This window comes from Paraburkholderia adhaesiva (assembly GCF_021390575.1).
Taxonomy (GTDB): Bacteria; Pseudomonadota; Gammaproteobacteria; order Burkholderiales; family Burkholderiaceae; genus Paraburkholderia; species Paraburkholderia adhaesiva.
Genome location: NZ_JAJEJQ010000004.1, coordinates 404103 through 422378, shown reverse-complemented (window position 1 = coordinate 422378; position 18276 = coordinate 404103). Strand labels below are relative to the sequence as shown.

Genomic DNA, 18276 nt, shown 5'->3' with positions numbered 1-18276 from the left:
CTCACGCAGATACCCGGGTTTTGCTCCGCTTCCACCGGCGCCCCCCGGTGGCGGCTGGAATGGCATCGGAAAAGCGCTCGCGCCACAGCGCCTCGATACGCTCGCCCAGGATCTCCGGACGCCCCTTGAAGATGAGCTTCTCGATGGCCTGCGGGCCGGCCAGCTCCGCAGCAAGCTGGTGACGTTCCTCAACGTTGTGGATCATCCGCAACGCGGCCGCCTTGTAATCCTCATGCGTGTCAGCAATCGTCCACTCCGGGAAACCGAGCCGCCTGAACATTCCCTCGTCGATGTGCTCATTCACTTCCGGTCCGGTCTTGCACACGCCCACGAGCCCTGCCCAGACAGTATCCACAATCCCGTTGGTATTGCCGAACGGGAACGGATTCATGAACATGTCGCAGTCGGCGATCACCTTCATGTAGCTTTCATAGTTCTGGTGCTTGTGCGTCACCGCTTTCTCGCCCACCAGCCGCCGGATGATGTGGCGAAGCTGCGGATAGGTGATCCCGCTCGCCTGACCGACGAGGAAGTGGAACTCCACCGGCACCTTCGCCTCACGCACGATCTGGCCACACATGCGCAGGAACCCCGGGTTCAGCTTGATAATGGTAGCCGCCACCGCAATCCTGACCGTATCCGGCGTCGCAGGCGACCCCAGGTGCCCGCGCTCGAGCTTCATCTGCGTCATCGCAGCGGGCGGGCGGTACGGCATCCCGTCGCGGGGAAGTTTCAGGAGCTTTTCGCTGAAGCACGCCTCGTCGCCCACGTAGTCCTCTTCCACGACCACATAATCCATCGCGTGCCCGTGCGTCGTCGCCGGATGACCCAGCGCCATCATCTGCAGCGGGGCAACCCGCAGGCAGGCAAGAACCATGGTGGTCGGGAACATCCCCACGCTGGGCATGTACATGACCTGGACGTTACGGGTCTCGCTCACCTCGCGCACATGCGCCACATGCTCCCAGAGGTGAGCGCCCTGGATGGGGATAAACTCGTCGAACACTTCCCTGCCGACGTCGTCAACCCTGTTCTCGTAGCCCATGCCGACCAGATGGAACTTGTCACGCATGGCCACCATCGTCTGCGAGTGGGTGCGGTAGATCGAGTGGTTTTTGGAAAACCACTCCAGCACCACCAGGAGTACGGGTTTTTCGCCTGCCGCAGGCGCCTGCGCCGGACGCGTCACGTCGAGCATCTCCAGGCTCGCCAGCTTGCGCCGGATCAGCGCATTGATGGAGCGCTTGATGTCGTGCTTGCCGGGCTGGTCGGCATAGGAGCAGTGCATGTAGGCGTCGTGGATGACGCCGCCGGGCAACTGGTCCCATTCCAGCTCGGGCAGGCGCGGCGGCAGCCAGCGCAGCAGCATTTCCCGCTTCGCGTGAGCCGAGGGCGAGGCCATCAGCCGCGTGGAAAGAATGGAAATGGCAAGGTTGGCCGCCCGCACCCTGTCGAATTCCCAGAGCACGTCCCAGTCCAGCCGCACCTCGGAGTCGGTCAGGTAAAAGAGCTGGAACTTGCGCGATTCGGCGTTGCGCAGCTGCAGGATATTCTTGGCGTCCGACTCCGTGCCCAGCGAACGGAGGATGTGGTCAGCATTGCGGAAAGGGCTCGCCGAAAAGAGCGCCGACAACCACCGGTGAAACAATGCGAGGCGGGCTACACCGAAGTCCGAGACCGAGAATTCGGGGTCCGTTGCAAGGGTCGTGATCGCGCTCGTCAGCCGCGTAAGCAGGTGATCATCCATGATGTCGCGGGCCGATTCTGACTGCGCCCACGTATCGATGTCCATCAGCACGCCGTAGTTGGCGTCAACGATCTCAAGAAGCCGGATCAGCGTGCGCGCTGCCTGCTCGCGGTCGCGCCGGTAGGCGTGGTATTCGAATTCGTTCAGTGGAAACTTGTCTGCCATGATGTATTCACAAAGTAAAGACGGAGCTATCAGTGATTCCAGGTGACACCGAGCCAGAACTGCACGGGCTTGCGACCCGGCTCAACCCATGAGCCATCCGAGAAACCAAATGGCTTTGCGACAGATGCCGAAACAGTTGCACCGTAGGGGGTGAGCCAGTCCACGCTCACTCCGTAACCGGCGAGATTCCGGATATTTTTTACGTTGGGCACCCCGGGGTAGCTGGAAGCCCAGTTCGTCCATGGGCTGTGGTTCATGCGGGCGATCGCATAGTCGACAAAGACTCCGGGCTGGATCTGGTGACCCGCGGCTATAGAAAACCGCCGGTACAGCCCCACGTTCGCAACAATGCCTTCGTCGGCTGACGGCTCGTCGGGGCGGTACGCGCGGACAGCCGTCGGGCCGCCGAGCGTGAGCTGCTCGCTCGAATCCAGGTTCCGGTCCGCCAACTGGCCCGTGACGCGTCCGCTCAGGAACAGGTTGCCTGTGCGGTCCAGCGCATAGGTGCCAAAGCCGGTGCCCGTCGCCTTGACGTAAGTCCCTCCGCGCTGAGTTACGGAATCGCTAGGGTCATCGTTACGCTGGTGCCCTACGGTCAACGCGCCCTGCGCACTCCACACGTTAGTGCGCAACTGCTGCGCTCGGTCGCCGTTGTTGGCTGCCAGCGAGAGTTGCACTGAGTCGAGCTTGCTGCGTGTCCCGACACCGAAATCGCTAAACTCGACGGACGTGTTGGTATGCAGCAGCGACAGACCGCCCCAGACGTTCCTGTCGAGGCCTCGCGTAAAGGGGTAAAGAAAACCCGCGGAGACCGTGTTGGCTACACCGGCCAGAGGCGTTCCGCTGGCCAGAACGGAATATTGCTGCCGGGTGAAGCCACCAGTCAGCCGTAGACCGTCGGAGAAGATCGGAATACTTCCGGCTACCGACCCGGTCCACATCCGCTTGTCGGTACCCGTGATCGTGAACGCGTAATCTTCTCCGAGCCCGAAGTAGTTATTGGCGGAGACGCTCACTCCGGCGCGCGTGCGCCCTGTCGTTTCAATCCCGTTGTTATCGATCGACGCGCTTACCGAGACGGGCTTCCCCTTCTGCGTCACCGGGAACTCGACCTTCACCGTACCCGTGCCGGTGCCTGGTGCGAACTGCGGAGCACCGTCGAGCGCCACGCCCGGGAGATCTTGCAGCAGTTGAGTGGTCCGCTCAAACCGCGAGGTCTGGAACAGACATTCCTCGCCGAGCGTCGCGCTCCCGCACAATGCGTGCGTCACAATGCTCCGGAGCCGGTCGTCCGCCACGCGTGACTTGTTATGGATGACGATCTCGCTTACGCGGCCCGGGAAGGCCGTAAACACCAACTGTCCCGTCTGGGAGCGAGCTTCCCAATCCTGCTGCGTCATCAGCACCTGGCCAAGAGGGAATCCCCCCTTGCGCAAGTCGGCAGTGAGACGTGTCGACCACTGGTCGACTTCCTGCAACGTGGTGGGCGGGACGCCCTGGCGCAGGGCGTCCTGCAGCGCCGCCTGGACGGCCTTTTCCTGAGGACTGCCGGCCGGAAACGCGCGCACCATGACGGGCGCGCTGTCAGCCAATGTGGCCGGGAAAGGCCCCAATTCGCCCGCCTGCACGCAGGACACATTCATTGCCCATAGAAGCGCCACGACCGGTCCGCTCGCCAGACCAGACCACCATCGATGTTTCGACCCACGGAAATCGTACTTTCTACGCATATGCATAACTCTCACCTGCCTGGGGTAATCTGCACATGCGCGCACGCAACCCAAAACGGATCACTACGGTCAGACCGGTTTCTCATGCAGGCCTAAATTTCCTGAATCTCTCAAATCAACCCCAACCGTAATCGGGACGTCAATAAATTGTGCTGTGTCGCGAGCATTTCAGCCGCAGCCTCCCGTACCGCCACTTACCTGCGTCACCTGCGCATTCACGACCAGACCATGCCGGATATCCGTGAGGAGGTGCCCGATGTAGTAAAGCAGCGCACTGGTGCGATGGTTCTGCGAAACAGTTCCGTCTGGCTGTCCTTGCTCAATCCTGTGCATCTCGTTGCTACGTTTCCCACCGTGACAGCGCTCACGCTGACGCGTACCGCCATCGCGTGACGCATCGTCATCCGGTTAGTTCTTGCGCACAAAGCGCGTGTGTCCGGTCCACGCCTGAATCAGTGTGCCATCCGCGCTGAAATTCTCGTCCGGCAGGTAGCCACGTGCGAGCGCCATCTCGACCGCCTCGTTGAACAACCCCACGATGACGTCGTGCTCAAGCAGCCGGTCACCGTTCTTGCTGAAGGTCGAGTGGTTTCACATCACGTCGTCCATCACCAGGCCGGCAAACCGCACGTCCGGCAGCGAAAAACACAAGGCAGATAAAACGCCGCCGTACCGGGACAGCGCGGGATTTCCCTGTTCCGGTACGGCAAACCAGCCACTACTGCATCAACGCGGTGCGCGACTTCAGCCAGCCGTGTGCCTTGACGGTGTACGGCTTACCATCCTTCACGCCACTTTCCTCGAAGAAGTACTCGCGGGTTTCGTGGTTGAACGAGAGTGACGAATGCATCTTCGCCACCGCGTCGTCTGCCTCGAAATGGTCCACTCCGTCCGCACGGTCCTTGAAGGCCAGATTGCGTTCGATGAGCCCGGTTCTCGTGTGCAGGCGCACAATCGCACGATGCTTGAACGCATCAACCTCGACATAGTCCAGGGTAGCGTCCACCCACAGCACGGAGTCTCCCGCATCCACCGTCAGTGCCTGCGGACTCTCGAGAATCCAGTCGTGCGTCGAGTCGTACCAGAAGAGCCAACCGGCCAGACCAAGCAGGCCAGCACCACCGACCCCCCCCCCGATCGCACCGGCATTGCTGCCGCCGCCGGAGCCACCACCACCTGAACCATTACCGCTGTCATCGACCGAGCCGCCAACCGAACCATTACTGTTGTCATCGACCGCGCCACCACCCGAACCATTGCCTGAGCTGTTCCCACAACTCACTCCGTTCATCTCTCCGTCGCAACTGATGTTGCCGGCAACGTTAAGTGTGCTGGTGTCATCGGTGGTGACTGACCCGCTGTTGTTCAGGTCGCCACCTATGCTGGTCGTGCTGTTGTCCGTCGTGTCCAGCGTGCCATTGGCGTCGTTCGTGACGCTGCCGTTGACATTCAGCGTGCTGTTGTCGGTCGTGCCGACATTGCCGCTGTTGTTCAGGTCGCCACCGATGTTGGTCGTGCTGTTGCCCGTCGTGTCCAGCGTGGCATTCGCGTCGTTCGTGACGCTGCCGTTGACATTCAGCGTGCTGTTGTCGGTCGTGCTGACGTTGCCGCTGTTGTTCAGGTCGCCACCGATATTGGTGGTGCCATTGTCACCCGTCGTGTTCAGCGTGCCGTTGTTGTCCACGCTGCCGTTGACGTTCAGCGAGCCGTTGTCGGTGGCCACCGTCCCGTTGTTATCCAGGCTGCCGTTGACATCGGTCGTGCCGCCATTGCTGGTGTCGATCGTGCCGTTCGCGTCGTTCGTGACGTTGCCCGACACGTTCAGCGTGCCGTTGTCGGTCGTGCTGACGTTGCCGCTGTTGTTCAGGTCGCCACCGATATTGGTGGTGCCATTGTCACCCGTCGTGTTCAGCGTGCCGTTGTTGTCCACGCTGCCGTTGACGTTCAGCGAGCCGTTGTCGGTGGCCACCGTCCCGTTGTTATCCAGGCTGCCGTTGACATCGGTCGTGCCGCCATTGCTGGTGTCGATCGTGCCGTTCGCGTCGTTCGTGACGTTGCCCGACACGTTCAGCGTGCCGTTGTCGGTCGTGCTGACGTTGCCGCTGTTGTTCAGGTCGCCACCGATATTGGTGGTGCCATTGTCACCCGTCGTGTTCAGCGTGCCGTTGTTGTCCACGCTGCCGTTGACGTTCAGCGAGCCGTTGTCGGTGGCCACCGTCCCGTTGTTATCCAGGCTGCCGTTGACATCGGTCGTGCCGCCATTGCTGGTGTCGATCGTGCCGTTCGCGTCGTTCGTGACGTTGCCCGACACGTTCAGCGTGCCGTTGTCGGTCGTGCTGACGTTGCCGCTGTTGTTCAGGTCGCCACCGATATTGGTGGTGCCATTGTCACCCGTCGTGTTCAGCGTGCCGTTGTTGTCCACGCTGCCGTTGACGTTCAGCGAGCCGTTGTCGGTGGCCACCGTCCCGTTGTTATCCAGGCTGCCGTTGACATCGGTCGTGCCGCCATTGCTGGTGTCGATCGTGCCGTTCGCGTCGTTCGTGACGTTGCCCGACACGTTCAGCGTGCCGTTGTCGGTCGTGCTGACGTTGCCGCTGTTGTTCAGGTCGCCACCGATATTGGTGGTGCCATTGTCACCCGTCGTGTTCAGCGTGCCGTTGTTGTCCACGCTGCCGTTGACGTTCAGCGAGCCGTTGTCGGTGGCCACCGTCCCGTTGTTATCCAGGCTGCCGTTGACATCGGTCGTGCCGCCATTGCTGGTGTCGATCGTGCCGTTCGCGTCGTTCGTGACGTTGCCCGACACGTTCAGCGTGCCGTTGTCGGTCGTGCTGACGTTGCCGCTGTTGTTCAGGTCGCCACCGATATTGGTGGTGCCATTGTCACCCGTCGTGTTCAGCGTGCCGTTGTTGTCCACGCTGCCGTTGACGTTCAGCGAGCCGTTGTCGGTGGCCACCGTCCCGTTGTTATCCAGGCTGCCGTTGACATCGGTCGTGCCGCCATTGCTGGTGTCGATCGTGCCGTTCGCGTCGTTCGTGACGTTGCCCGACACGTTCAGCGTGCCGTTGTCGGTCGTGCTGACGTTGCCGCTGTTGTTCAGGTCGCCACCGATATTGGTGGTGCCATTGTCACCCGTCGTGTTCAGCGTGCCGTTGTTGTCCACGCTGCCGTTGACGTTCAGCGAGCCGTTGTCGGTGGCCACCGTCCCGTTGTTATCCAGGCTGCCGTTGACATCGGTCGTGCCGCCATTGCTGGTGTCGATCGTGCCGTTCGCGTCGTTCGTGACGTTGCCCGACACGTTCAGCGTGCCGTTGTCGGTCGTGCTGACGTTGCCGCTGTTGTTCAGGTCGCCACCGATATTGGTGGTGCCATTGTCACCCGTCGTGTTCAGCGTGCCGTTGTTGTCCACGCTGCCGTTGACGTTCAGCGAGCCGTTGTCGGTGGCCACCGTCCCGTTGTTATCCAGGCTGCCGTTGACATCGGTCGTGCCGCCATTGCTGGTGTCGATCGTGCCGTTCGCGTCGTTCGTGACGTTGCCCGACACGTTCAGCGTGCCGTTGTCGGTCGTGCTGACGTTGCCGCTGTTGTTCAGGTCGCCACCGATATTGGTGGTGCCATTGTCACCCGTCGTGTTCAGCGTGCCGTTGTTGTCCACGCTGCCGTTGACGTTCAGCGAGCCGTTGTCGGTGGCCACCGTCCCGTTGTTATCCAGGCTGCCGTTGACATCGGTCGTGCCGCCATTGCTGGTGTCGATCGTGCCGTTCGCGTCGTTCGTGACGTTGCCCGACACGTTCAGCGTGCCGTTGTCGGTCGTGCTGACGTTGCCGCTGTTGTTCAGGTCGCCACCGATATTGGTGGTGCCATTGTCACCCGTCGTGTTCAGCGTGCCGTTGTTGTCCACGCTGCCGTTGACGTTCAGCGAGCCGTTGTCGGTGGCCACCGTCCCGTTGTTATCCAGGCTGCCGTTGACATCGGTCGTGCCGCCATTGCTGGTGTCGATCGTGCCGTTCGCGTCGTTCGTGACGTTGCCCGACACGTTCAGCGTGCCGTTGTCGGTCGTGCTGACGTTGCCGCTGTTGTTCAGGTCGCCACCGATATTGGTGGTGCCATTGTCACCCGTCGTGTTCAGCGTGCCGTTGTTGTCCACGCTGCCGTTGACGTTCAGCGAGCCGTTGTCGGTGGCCACCGTCCCGTTGTTATCCAGGCTGCCGTTGACATCGGTCGTGCCGCCATTGCTGGTGTCGATCGTGCCGTTCGCGTCGTTCGTGACGTTGCCCGACACGTTCAGCGTGCCGTTGTCGGTCGTGCTGACGTTGCCGCTGTTGTTCAGGTCGCCACCGATATTGGTGGTGCCATTGTCACCCGTCGTGTTCAGCGTGCCGTTGTTGTCCACGCTGCCGTTGACGTTCAGCGAGCCGTTGTCGGTGGCCACCGTCCCGTTGTTATCCAGGCTGCCGTTGACATCGGTCGTGCCGCCATTGCTGGTGTCGATCGTGCCGTTCGCGTCGTTCGTGACGTTGCCCGACACGTTCAGCGTGCCGTTGTCGGTCGTGCTGACGTTGCCGCTGTTGTTCAGGTCGCCACCGATATTGGTGGTGCCATTGTCACCCGTCGTGTTCAGCGTGCCGTTGTTGTCCACGCTGCCGTTGACGTTCAGCGAGCCGTTGTCGGTGGCCACCGTCCCGTTGTTATCCAGGCTGCCGTTGACATCGGTCGTGCCGCCATTGCTGGTGTCGATCGTGCCGTTCGCGTCGTTCGTGACGTTGCCCGACACGTTCAGCGTGCCGTTGTCGGTCGTGCTGACGTTGCCGCTGTTGTTCAGGTCGCCACCGATATTGGTGGTGCCATTGTCACCCGTCGTGTTCAGCGTGCCGTTGTTGTCCACGCTGCCGTTGACGTTCAGCGAGCCGTTGTCGGTGGCCACCGTCCCGTTGTTATCCAGGCTGCCGTTGACATCGGTCGTGCCGCCATTGCTGGTGTCGATCGTGCCGTTCGCGTCGTTCGTGACGTTGCCCGACACGTTCAGCGTGCCGTTGTCGGTCGTGCTGACGTTGCCGCTGTTGTTCAGGTCGCCACCGATATTGGTGGTGCCATTGTCACCCGTCGTGTTCAGCGTGCCGTTGTTGTCCACGCTGCCGTTGACGTTCAGCGAGCCGTTGTCGGTGGCCACCGTCCCGTTGTTATCCAGGCTGCCGTTGACATCGGTCGTGCCGCCATTGCTGGTGTCGATCGTGCCGTTCGCGTCGTTCGTGACGTTGCCCGACACGTTCAGCGTGCCGTTGTCGGTCGTGCTGACGTTGCCGCTGTTGTTCAGGTCGCCACCGATATTGGTGGTGCCATTGTCACCCGTCGTGTTCAGCGTGCCGTTGTTGTCCACGCTGCCGTTGACGTTCAGCGAGCCGTTGTCGGTGGCCACCGTCCCGTTGTTATCCAGGCTGCCGTTGACATCGGTCGTGCCGCCATTGCTGGTGTCGATCGTGCCGTTCGCGTCGTTCGTGACGTTGCCCGACACGTTCAGCGTGCCGTTGTCGGTCGTGCTGACGTTGCCGCTGTTGTTCAGGTCGCCACCGATATTGGTGGTGCCATTGTCACCCGTCGTGTTCAGCGTGCCGTTGTTGTCCACGCTGCCGTTGACGTTCAGCGAGCCGTTGTCGGTGGCCACCGTCCCGTTGTTATCCAGGCTGCCGTTGACATCGGTCGTGCCGCCATTGCTGGTGTCGATCGTGCCGTTCGCGTCGTTCGTGACGTTGCCCGACACGTTCAGCGTGCCGTTGTCGGTCGTGCTGACGTTGCCGCTGTTGTTCAGGTCGCCACCGATATTGGTGGTGCCATTGTCACCCGTCGTGTTCAGCGTGCCGTTGTTGTCCACGCTGCCGTTGACGTTCAGCGAGCCGTTGTCGGTGGCCACCGTCCCGTTGTTATCCAGGCTGCCGTTGACATCGGTCGTGCCGCCATTGCTGGTGTCGATCGTGCCGTTCGCGTCGTTCGTGACGTTGCCCGACACGTTCAGCGTGCCGTTGTCGGTCGTGCTGACGTTGCCGCTGTTGTTCAGGTCGCCACCGATATTGGTGGTGCCATTGTCACCCGTCGTGTTCAGCGTGCCGTTGTTGTCCACGCTGCCGTTGACGTTCAGCGAGCCGTTGTCGGTGGCCACCGTCCCGTTGTTATCCAGGCTGCCGTTGACATCGGTCGTGCCGCCATTGCTGGTGTCGATCGTGCCGTTCGCGTCGTTCGTGACGTTGCCCGACACGTTCAGCGTGCCGTTGTCGGTCGTGCTGACGTTGCCGCTGTTGTTCAGGTCGCCACCGATATTGGTGGTGCCATTGTCACCCGTCGTGTTCAGCGTGCCGTTGTTGTCCACGCTGCCGTTGACGTTCAGCGAGCCGTTGTCGGTGGCCACCGTCCCGTTGTTATCCAGGCTGCCGTTGACATCGGTCGTGCCGCCATTGCTGGTGTCGATCGTGCCGTTCGCGTCGTTCGTGACGTTGCCCGACACGTTCAGCGTGCCGTTGTCGGTCGTGCTGACGTTGCCGCTGTTGTTCAGGTCGCCACCGATATTGGTGGTGCCATTGTCACCCGTCGTGTTCAGCGTGCCGTTGTTGTCCACGCTGCCGTTGACGTTCAGCGAGCCGTTGTCGGTGGCCACCGTCCCGTTGTTATCCAGGCTGCCGTTGACATCGGTCGTGCCGCCATTGCTGGTGTCGATCGTGCCGTTCGCGTCGTTCGTGACGTTGCCCGACACGTTCAGCGTGCCGTTGTCGGTCGTGCTGACGTTGCCGCTGTTGTTCAGGTCGCCACCGATATTGGTGGTGCCATTGTCACCCGTCGTGTTCAGCGTGCCGTTGTTGTCCACGCTGCCGTTGACGTTCAGCGAGCCGTTGTCGGTGGCCACCGTCCCGTTGTTATCCAGGCTGCCGTTGACATCGGTCGTGCCGCCATTGCTGGTGTCGATCGTGCCGTTCGCGTCGTTCGTGACGTTGCCCGACACGTTCAGCGTGCCGTTGTCGGTCGTGCTGACGTTGCCGCTGTTGTTCAGGTCGCCACCGATATTGGTGGTGCCATTGTCACCCGTCGTGTTCAGCGTGCCGTTGTTGTCCACGCTGCCGTTGACGTTCAGCGAGCCGTTGTCGGTGGCCACCGTCCCGTTGTTATCCAGGCTGCCGTTGACATCGGTCGTGCCGCCATTGCTGGTGTCGATCGTGCCGTTCGCGTCGTTCGTGACGTTGCCCGACACGTTCAGCGTGCCGTTGTCGGTCGTGCTGACGTTGCCGCTGTTGTTCAGGTCGCCACCGATATTGGTGGTGCCATTGTCACCCGTCGTGTTCAGCGTGCCGTTGTTGTCCACGCTGCCGTTGACGTTCAGCGAGCCGTTGTCGGTGGCCACCGTCCCGTTGTTATCCAGGCTGCCGTTGACATCGGTCGTGCCGCCATTGCTGGTGTCGATCGTGCCGTTCGCGTCGTTCGTGACGTTGCCCGACACGTTCAGCGTGCCGTTGTCGGTCGTGCTGACGTTGCCGCTGTTGTTCAGGTCGCCACCGATATTGGTGGTGCCATTGTCACCCGTCGTGTTCAGCGTGCCGTTGTTGTCCACGCTGCCGTTGACGTTCAGCGAGCCGTTGTCGGTGGCCACCGTCCCGTTGTTATCCAGGCTGCCGTTGACATCGGTCGTGCCGCCATTGCTGGTGTCGATCGTGCCGTTCGCGTCGTTCGTGACGTTGCCCGACACGTTCAGCGTGCCGTTGTCGGTCGTGCTGACGTTGCCGCTGTTGTTCAGGTCGCCACCGATATTGGTGGTGCCATTGTCACCCGTCGTGTTCAGCGTGCCGTTGTTGTCCACGCTGCCGTTGACGTTCAGCGAGCCGTTGTCGGTGGCCACCGTCCCGTTGTTATCCAGGCTGCCGTTGACATCGGTCGTGCCGCCATTGCTGGTGTCGATCGTGCCGTTCGCGTCGTTCGTGACGTTGCCCGACACGTTCAGCGTGCCGTTGTCGGTCGTGCTGACGTTGCCGCTGTTGTTCAGGTCGCCACCGATATTGGTGGTGCCATTGTCACCCGTCGTGTTCAGCGTGCCGTTGTTGTCCACGCTGCCGTTGACGTTCAGCGAGCCGTTGTCGGTGGCCACCGTCCCGTTGTTATCCAGGCTGCCGTTGACATCGGTCGTGCCGCCATTGCTGGTGTCGATCGTGCCGTTCGCGTCGTTCGTGACGTTGCCCGACACGTTCAGCGTGCCGTTGTCGGTCGTGCTGACGTTGCCGCTGTTGTTCAGGTCGCCACCGATATTGGTGGTGCCATTGTCACCCGTCGTGTTCAGCGTGCCGTTGTTGTCCACGCTGCCGTTGACGTTCAGCGAGCCGTTGTCGGTGGCCACCGTCCCGTTGTTATCCAGGCTGCCGTTGACATCGGTCGTGCCGCCATTGCTGGTGTCGATCGTGCCGTTCGCGTCGTTCGTGACGTTGCCCGACACGTTCAGCGTGCCGTTGTCGGTCGTGCTGACGTTGCCGCTGTTGTTCAGGTCGCCACCGATATTGGTGGTGCCATTGTCACCCGTCGTGTTCAGCGTGCCGTTGTTGTCCACGCTGCCGTTGACGTTCAGCGAGCCGTTGTCGGTGGCCACCGTCCCGTTGTTATCCAGGCTGCCGTTGACATCGGTCGTGCCGCCATTGCTGGTGTCGATCGTGCCGTTCGCGTCGTTCGTGACGTTGCCCGACACGTTCAGCGTGCCGTTGTCGGTCGTGCTGACGTTGCCGCTGTTGTTCAGGTCGCCACCGATATTGGTGGTGCCATTGTCACCCGTCGTGTTCAGCGTGCCGTTGTTGTCCACGCTGCCGTTGACGTTCAGCGAGCCGTTGTCGGTGGCCACCGTCCCGTTGTTATCCAGGCTGCCGTTGACATCGGTCGTGCCGCCATTGCTGGTGTCGATCGTGCCGTTCGCGTCGTTCGTGACGTTGCCCGACACGTTCAGCGTGCCGTTGTCGGTCGTGCTGACGTTGCCGCTGTTGTTCAGGTCGCCACCGATATTGGTGGTGCCATTGTCACCCGTCGTGTTCAGCGTGCCGTTGTTGTCCACGCTGCCGTTGACGTTCAGCGAGCCGTTGTCGGTGGCCACCGTCCCGTTGTTATCCAGGCTGCCGTTGACATCGGTCGTGCCGCCATTGCTGGTGTCGATCGTGCCGTTCGCGTCGTTCGTGACGTTGCCCGACACGTTCAGCGTGCCGTTGTCGGTCGTGCTGACGTTGCCGCTGTTGTTCAGGTCGCCACCGATATTGGTGGTGCCATTGTCACCCGTCGTGTTCAGCGTGCCGTTGTTGTCCACGCTGCCGTTGACGTTCAGCGAGCCGTTGTCGGTGGCCACCGTCCCGTTGTTATCCAGGCTGCCGTTGACATCGGTCGTGCCGCCATTGCTGGTGTCGATCGTGCCGTTCGCGTCGTTCGTGACGTTGCCCGACACGTTCAGCGTGCCGTTGTCGGTCGTGCTGACGTTGCCGCTGTTGTTCAGGTCGCCACCGATATTGGTGGTGCCATTGTCACCCGTCGTGTTCAGCGTGCCGTTGTTGTCCACGCTGCCGTTGACGTTCAGCGAGCCGTTGTCGGTGGCCACCGTCCCGTTGTTATCCAGGCTGCCGTTGACATCGGTCGTGCCGCCATTGCTGGTGTCGATCGTGCCGTTCGCGTCGTTCGTGACGTTGCCCGACACGTTCAGCGTGCCGTTGTCGGTCGTGCTGACGTTGCCGCTGTTGTTCAGGTCGCCACCGATATTGGTGGTGCCATTGTCACCCGTCGTGTTCAGCGTGCCGTTGTTGTCCACGCTGCCGTTGACGTTCAGCGAGCCGTTGTCGGTGGCCACCGTCCCGTTGTTATCCAGGCTGCCGTTGACATCGGTCGTGCCGCCATTGCTGGTGTCGATCGTGCCGTTCGCGTCGTTCGTGACGTTGCCCGACACGTTCAGCGTGCCGTTGTCGGTCGTGCTGACGTTGCCGCTGTTGTTCAGGTCGCCACCGATATTGGTGGTGCCATTGTCACCCGTCGTGTTCAGCGTGCCGTTGTTGTCCACGCTGCCGTTGACGTTCAGCGAGCCGTTGTCGGTGGCCACCGTCCCGTTGTTATCCAGGCTGCCGTTGACATCGGTCGTGCCGCCATTGCTGGTGTCGATCGTGCCGTTCGCGTCGTTCGTGACGTTGCCCGACACGTTCAGCGTGCCGTTGTCGGTCGTGCTGACGTTGCCGCTGTTGTTCAGGTCGCCACCGATATTGGTGGTGCCATTGTCACCCGTCGTGTTCAGCGTGCCGTTGTTGTCCACGCTGCCGTTGACGTTCAGCGAGCCGTTGTCGGTGGCCACCGTCCCGTTGTTATCCAGGCTGCCGTTGACATCGGTCGTGCCGCCATTGCTGGTGTCGATCGTGCCGTTCGCGTCGTTCGTGACGTTGCCCGACACGTTCAGCGTGCCGTTGTCGGTCGTGCTGACGTTGCCGCTGTTGTTCAGGTCGCCACCGATATTGGTGGTGCCATTGTCACCCGTCGTGTTCAGCGTGCCGTTGTTGTCCACGCTGCCGTTGACGTTCAGCGAGCCGTTGTCGGTGGCCACCGTCCCGTTGTTATCCAGGCTGCCGTTGACATCGGTCGTGCCGCCATTGCTGGTGTCGATCGTGCCGTTCGCGTCGTTCGTGACGTTGCCCGACACGTTCAGCGTGCCGTTGTCGGTCGTGCTGACGTTGCCGCTGTTGTTCAGGTCGCCACCGATATTGGTGGTGCCATTGTCACCCGTCGTGTTCAGCGTGCCGTTGTTGTCCACGCTGCCGTTGACGTTCAGCGAGCCGTTGTCGGTGGCCACCGTCCCGTTGTTATCCAGGCTGCCGTTGACATCGGTCGTGCCGCCATTGCTGGTGTCGATCGTGCCGTTCGCGTCGTTCGTGACGTTGCCCGACACGTTCAGCGTGCCGTTGTCGGTCGTGCTGACGTTGCCGCTGTTGTTCAGGTCGCCACCGATATTGGTGGTGCCATTGTCACCCGTCGTGTTCAGCGTGCCGTTGTTGTCCACGCTGCCGTTGACGTTCAGCGAGCCGTTGTCGGTGGCCACCGTCCCGTTGTTATCCAGGCTGCCGTTGACATCGGTCGTGCCGCCATTGCTGGTGTCGATCGTGCCGTTCGCGTCGTTCGTGACGTTGCCCGACACGTTCAGCGTGCCGTTGTCGGTCGTGCTGACGTTGCCGCTGTTGTTCAGGTCGCCACCGATATTGGTGGTGCCATTGTCACCCGTCGTGTTCAGCGTGCCGTTGTTGTCCACGCTGCCGTTGACGTTCAGCGAGCCGTTGTCGGTGGCCACCGTCCCGTTGTTATCCAGGCTGCCGTTGACATCGGTCGTGCCGCCATTGCTGGTGTCGATCGTGCCGTTCGCGTCGTTCGTGACGTTGCCCGACACGTTCAGCGTGCCGTTGTCGGTCGTGCTGACGTTGCCGCTGTTGTTCAGGTCGCCACCGATATTGGTGGTGCCATTGTCACCCGTCGTGTTCAGCGTGCCGTTGTTGTCCACGCTGCCGTTGACGTTCAGCGAGCCGTTGTCGGTGGCCACCGTCCCGTTGTTATCCAGGCTGCCGTTGACATCGGTCGTGCCGCCATTGCTGGTGTCGATCGTGCCGTTCGCGTCGTTCGTGACGTTGCCCGACACGTTCAGCGTGCCGTTGTCGGTCGTGCTGACGTTGCCGCTGTTGTTCAGGTCGCCACCGATATTGGTGGTGCCATTGTCACCCGTCGTGTTCAGCGTGCCGTTGTTGTCCACGCTGCCGTTGACGTTCAGCGAGCCGTTGTCGGTGGCCACCGTCCCGTTGTTATCCAGGCTGCCGTTGACATCGGTCGTGCCGCCATTGCTGGTGTCGATCGTGCCGTTCGCGTCGTTCGTGACGTTGCCCGACACGTTCAGCGTGCCGTTGTCGGTCGTGCTGACGTTGCCGCTGTTGTTCAGGTCGCCACCGATATTGGTGGTGCCATTGTCACCCGTCGTGTTCAGCGTGCCGTTGTTGTCCACGCTGCCGTTGACGTTCAGCGAGCCGTTGTCGGTGGCCACCGTCCCGTTGTTATCCAGGCTGCCGTTGACATCGGTCGTGCCGCCATTGCTGGTGTCGATCGTGCCGTTCGCGTCGTTCGTGACGTTGCCCGACACGTTCAGCGTGCCGTTGTCGGTCGTGCTGACGTTGCCGCTGTTGTTCAGGTCGCCACCGATATTGGTGGTGCCATTGTCACCCGTCGTGTTCAGCGTGCCGTTGTTGTCCACGCTGCCGTTGACGTTCAGCGAGCCGTTGTCGGTGGCCACCGTCCCGTTGTTATCCAGGCTGCCGTTGACATCGGTCGTGCCGCCATTGCTGGTGTCGATCGTGCCGTTCGCGTCGTTCGTGACGTTGCCCGACACGTTCAGCGTGCCGTTGTCGGTCGTGCTGACGTTGCCGCTGTTGTTCAGGTCGCCACCGATATTGGTGGTGCCATTGTCACCCGTCGTGTTCAGCGTGCCGTTGTTGTCCACGCTGCCGTTGACGTTCAGCGAGCCGTTGTCGGTGGCCACCGTCCCGTTGTTATCCAGGCTGCCGTTGACATCGGTCGTGCCGCCATTGCTGGTGTCGATCGTGCCGTTCGCGTCGTTCGTGACGTTGCCCGACACGTTCAGCGTGCCGTTGTCGGTCGTGCTGACGTTGCCGCTGTTGTTCAGGTCGCCACCGATATTGGTGGTGCCATTGTCACCCGTCGTGTTCAGCGTGCCGTTGTTGTCCACGCTGCCGTTGACGTTCAGCGAGCCGTTGTCGGTGGCCACCGTCCCGTTGTTATCCAGGCTGCCGTTGACATCGGTCGTGCCGCCATTGCTGGTGTCGATCGTGCCGTTCGCGTCGTTCGTGACGTTGCCCGACACGTTCAGCGTGCCGTTGTCGGTCGTGCTGACGTTGCCGCTGTTGTTCAGGTCGCCACCGATATTGGTGGTGCCATTGTCACCCGTCGTGTTCAGCGTGCCGTTGTTGTCCACGCTGCCGTTGACGTTCAGCGAGCCGTTGTCGGTGGCCACCGTCCCGTTGTTATCCAGGCTGCCGTTGACATCGGTCGTGCCGCCATTGCTGGTGTCGATCGTGCCGTTCGCGTCGTTCGTGACGTTGCCCGACACGTTCAGCGTGCCGTTGTCGGTCGTGCTGACGTTGCCGCTGTTGTTCAGGTCGCCACCGATATTGGTGGTGCCATTGTCACCCGTCGTGTTCAGCGTGCCGTTGTTGTCCACGCTGCCGTTGACGTTCAGCGAGCCGTTGTCGGTGGCCACCGTCCCGTTGTTATCCAGGCTGCCGTTGACATCGGTCGTGCCGCCATTGCTGGTGTCGATCGTGCCGTTCGCGTCGTTCGTGACGTTGCCCGACACGTTCAGCGTGCCGTTGTCGGTCGTGCTGACGTTGCCGCTGTTGTTCAGGTCGCCACCGATATTGGTGGTGCCATTGTCACCCGTCGTGTTCAGCGTGCCGTTGTTGTCCACGCTGCCGTTGACGTTCAGCGAGCCGTTGTCGGTGGCCACCGTCCCGTTGTTATCCAGGCTGCCGTTGACATCGGTCGTGCCGCCATTGCTGGTGTCGATCGTGCCGTTCGCGTCGTTCGTGACGTTGCCCGACACGTTCAGCGTGCCGTTGTCGGTCGTGCTGACGTTGCCGCTGTTGTTCAGGTCGCCACCGATATTGGTGGTGCCATTGTCACCCGTCGTGTTCAGCGTGCCGTTGTTGTCCACGCTGCCGTTGACGTTCAGCGAGCCGTTGTCGGTGGCCACCGTCCCGTTGTTATCCAGGCTGCCGTTGACATCGGTCGTGCCGCCATTGCTGGTGTCGATCGTGCCGTTCGCGTCGTTCGTGACGTTGCCCGACACGTTCAGCGTGCCGTTGTCGGTCGTGCTGACGTTGCCGCTGTTGTTCAGGTCGCCACCGATATTGGTGGTGCCATTGTCACCCGTCGTGTTCAGCGTGCCGTTGTTGTCCACGCTGCCGTTGACGTTCAGCGAGCCGTTGTCGGTGGCCACCGTCCCGTTGTTATCCAGGCTGCCGTTGACATCGGTCGTGCCGCCATTGCTGGTGTCGATCGTGCCGTTCGCGTCGTTCGTGACGTTGCCCGACACGTTCAGCGTGCCGTTGTCGGTCGTGCTGACGTTGCCGCTGTTGTTCAGGTCGCCACCGATATTGGTGGTGCCATTGTCACCCGTCGTGTTCAGCGTGCCGTTGTTGTCCACGCTGCCGTTGACGTTCAGCGAGCCGTTGTCGGTGGCCACCGTCCCGTTGTTATCCAGGCTGCCGTTGACATCGGTCGTGCCGCCATTGCTGGTGTCGATCGTGCCGTTCGCGTCGTTCGTGACGTTGCCCGACACGTTCAGCGTGCCGTTGTCGGTCGTGCTGACGTTGCCGCTGTTGTTCAGGTCGCCACCGATATTGGTGGTGCCATTGTCACCCGTCGTGTTCAGCGTGCCGTTGTTGTCCACGCTGCCGTTGACGTTCAGCGAGCCGTTGTCGGTGGCCACCGTCCCGTTGTTATCCAGGCTGCCGTTGACATCGGTCGTGCCGCCATTGCTGGTGTCGATCGTGCCGTTCGCGTCGTTCGTGACGTTGCCCGACACGTTCAGCGTGCCGTTGTCGGTCG

The 18276-nt window shown here is 61.7% G+C and carries 3 protein-coding genes and 1 pseudogene (1 of these 4 cut by a window edge); all 4 read right to left on the bottom strand.

Annotation, left to right across the window (positions count from 1 at the left end):
* Nucleotide 1 precedes the first annotated feature (1 nt).
* Nucleotides 2-1912: a peptide transporter gene (locus L0U80_RS29710; protein WP_233874670.1), complete on the bottom strand. Its 1911-nt coding sequence runs from the start codon at nucleotides 1910-1912 to the stop codon at nucleotides 2-4.
* Nucleotides 1913-1941: 29 nt separating this feature from the next.
* Complete coding sequence (locus tag L0U80_RS29705; protein ID WP_233874669.1) at nucleotides 1942-3555, bottom strand: ShlB/FhaC/HecB family hemolysin secretion/activation protein; 1614 nt, start codon at nucleotides 3553-3555, stop codon at nucleotides 1942-1944.
* Nucleotides 3556-3756: 201 nt separating this feature from the next.
* Nucleotides 3757-4266, bottom strand: a pseudogene (locus L0U80_RS29700) (IS5/IS1182 family transposase); the annotation flags it as partial.
* Nucleotides 4267-4360: 94 nt separating this feature from the next.
* Nucleotides 4361-18276, bottom strand: partial view of an ESPR-type extended signal peptide-containing protein gene (locus L0U80_RS29695; RefSeq protein ID WP_233874668.1) — the 3' portion only. It continues 14815 nt past the right edge of the window; only the last 13916 of its 28731 coding nucleotides appear in the window; its start codon lies beyond the right edge, outside the window; the stop codon is at nucleotides 4361-4363.

Bases quoted from the DNA above. Each gene is read 5' to 3' on its own strand.
- L0U80_RS29710 (WP_233874670.1), bottom strand. From the start codon at position 1,912: ATGGCAGACAAGTTTCCACTGAACGAATTCGAATACCACGCCTACCGG.
- L0U80_RS29705 (WP_233874669.1), bottom strand. From the start codon at position 3,555: ATGAATGTGTCCTGCGTGCAGGCGGGCGAATTGGGGCCTTTCCCGGCC.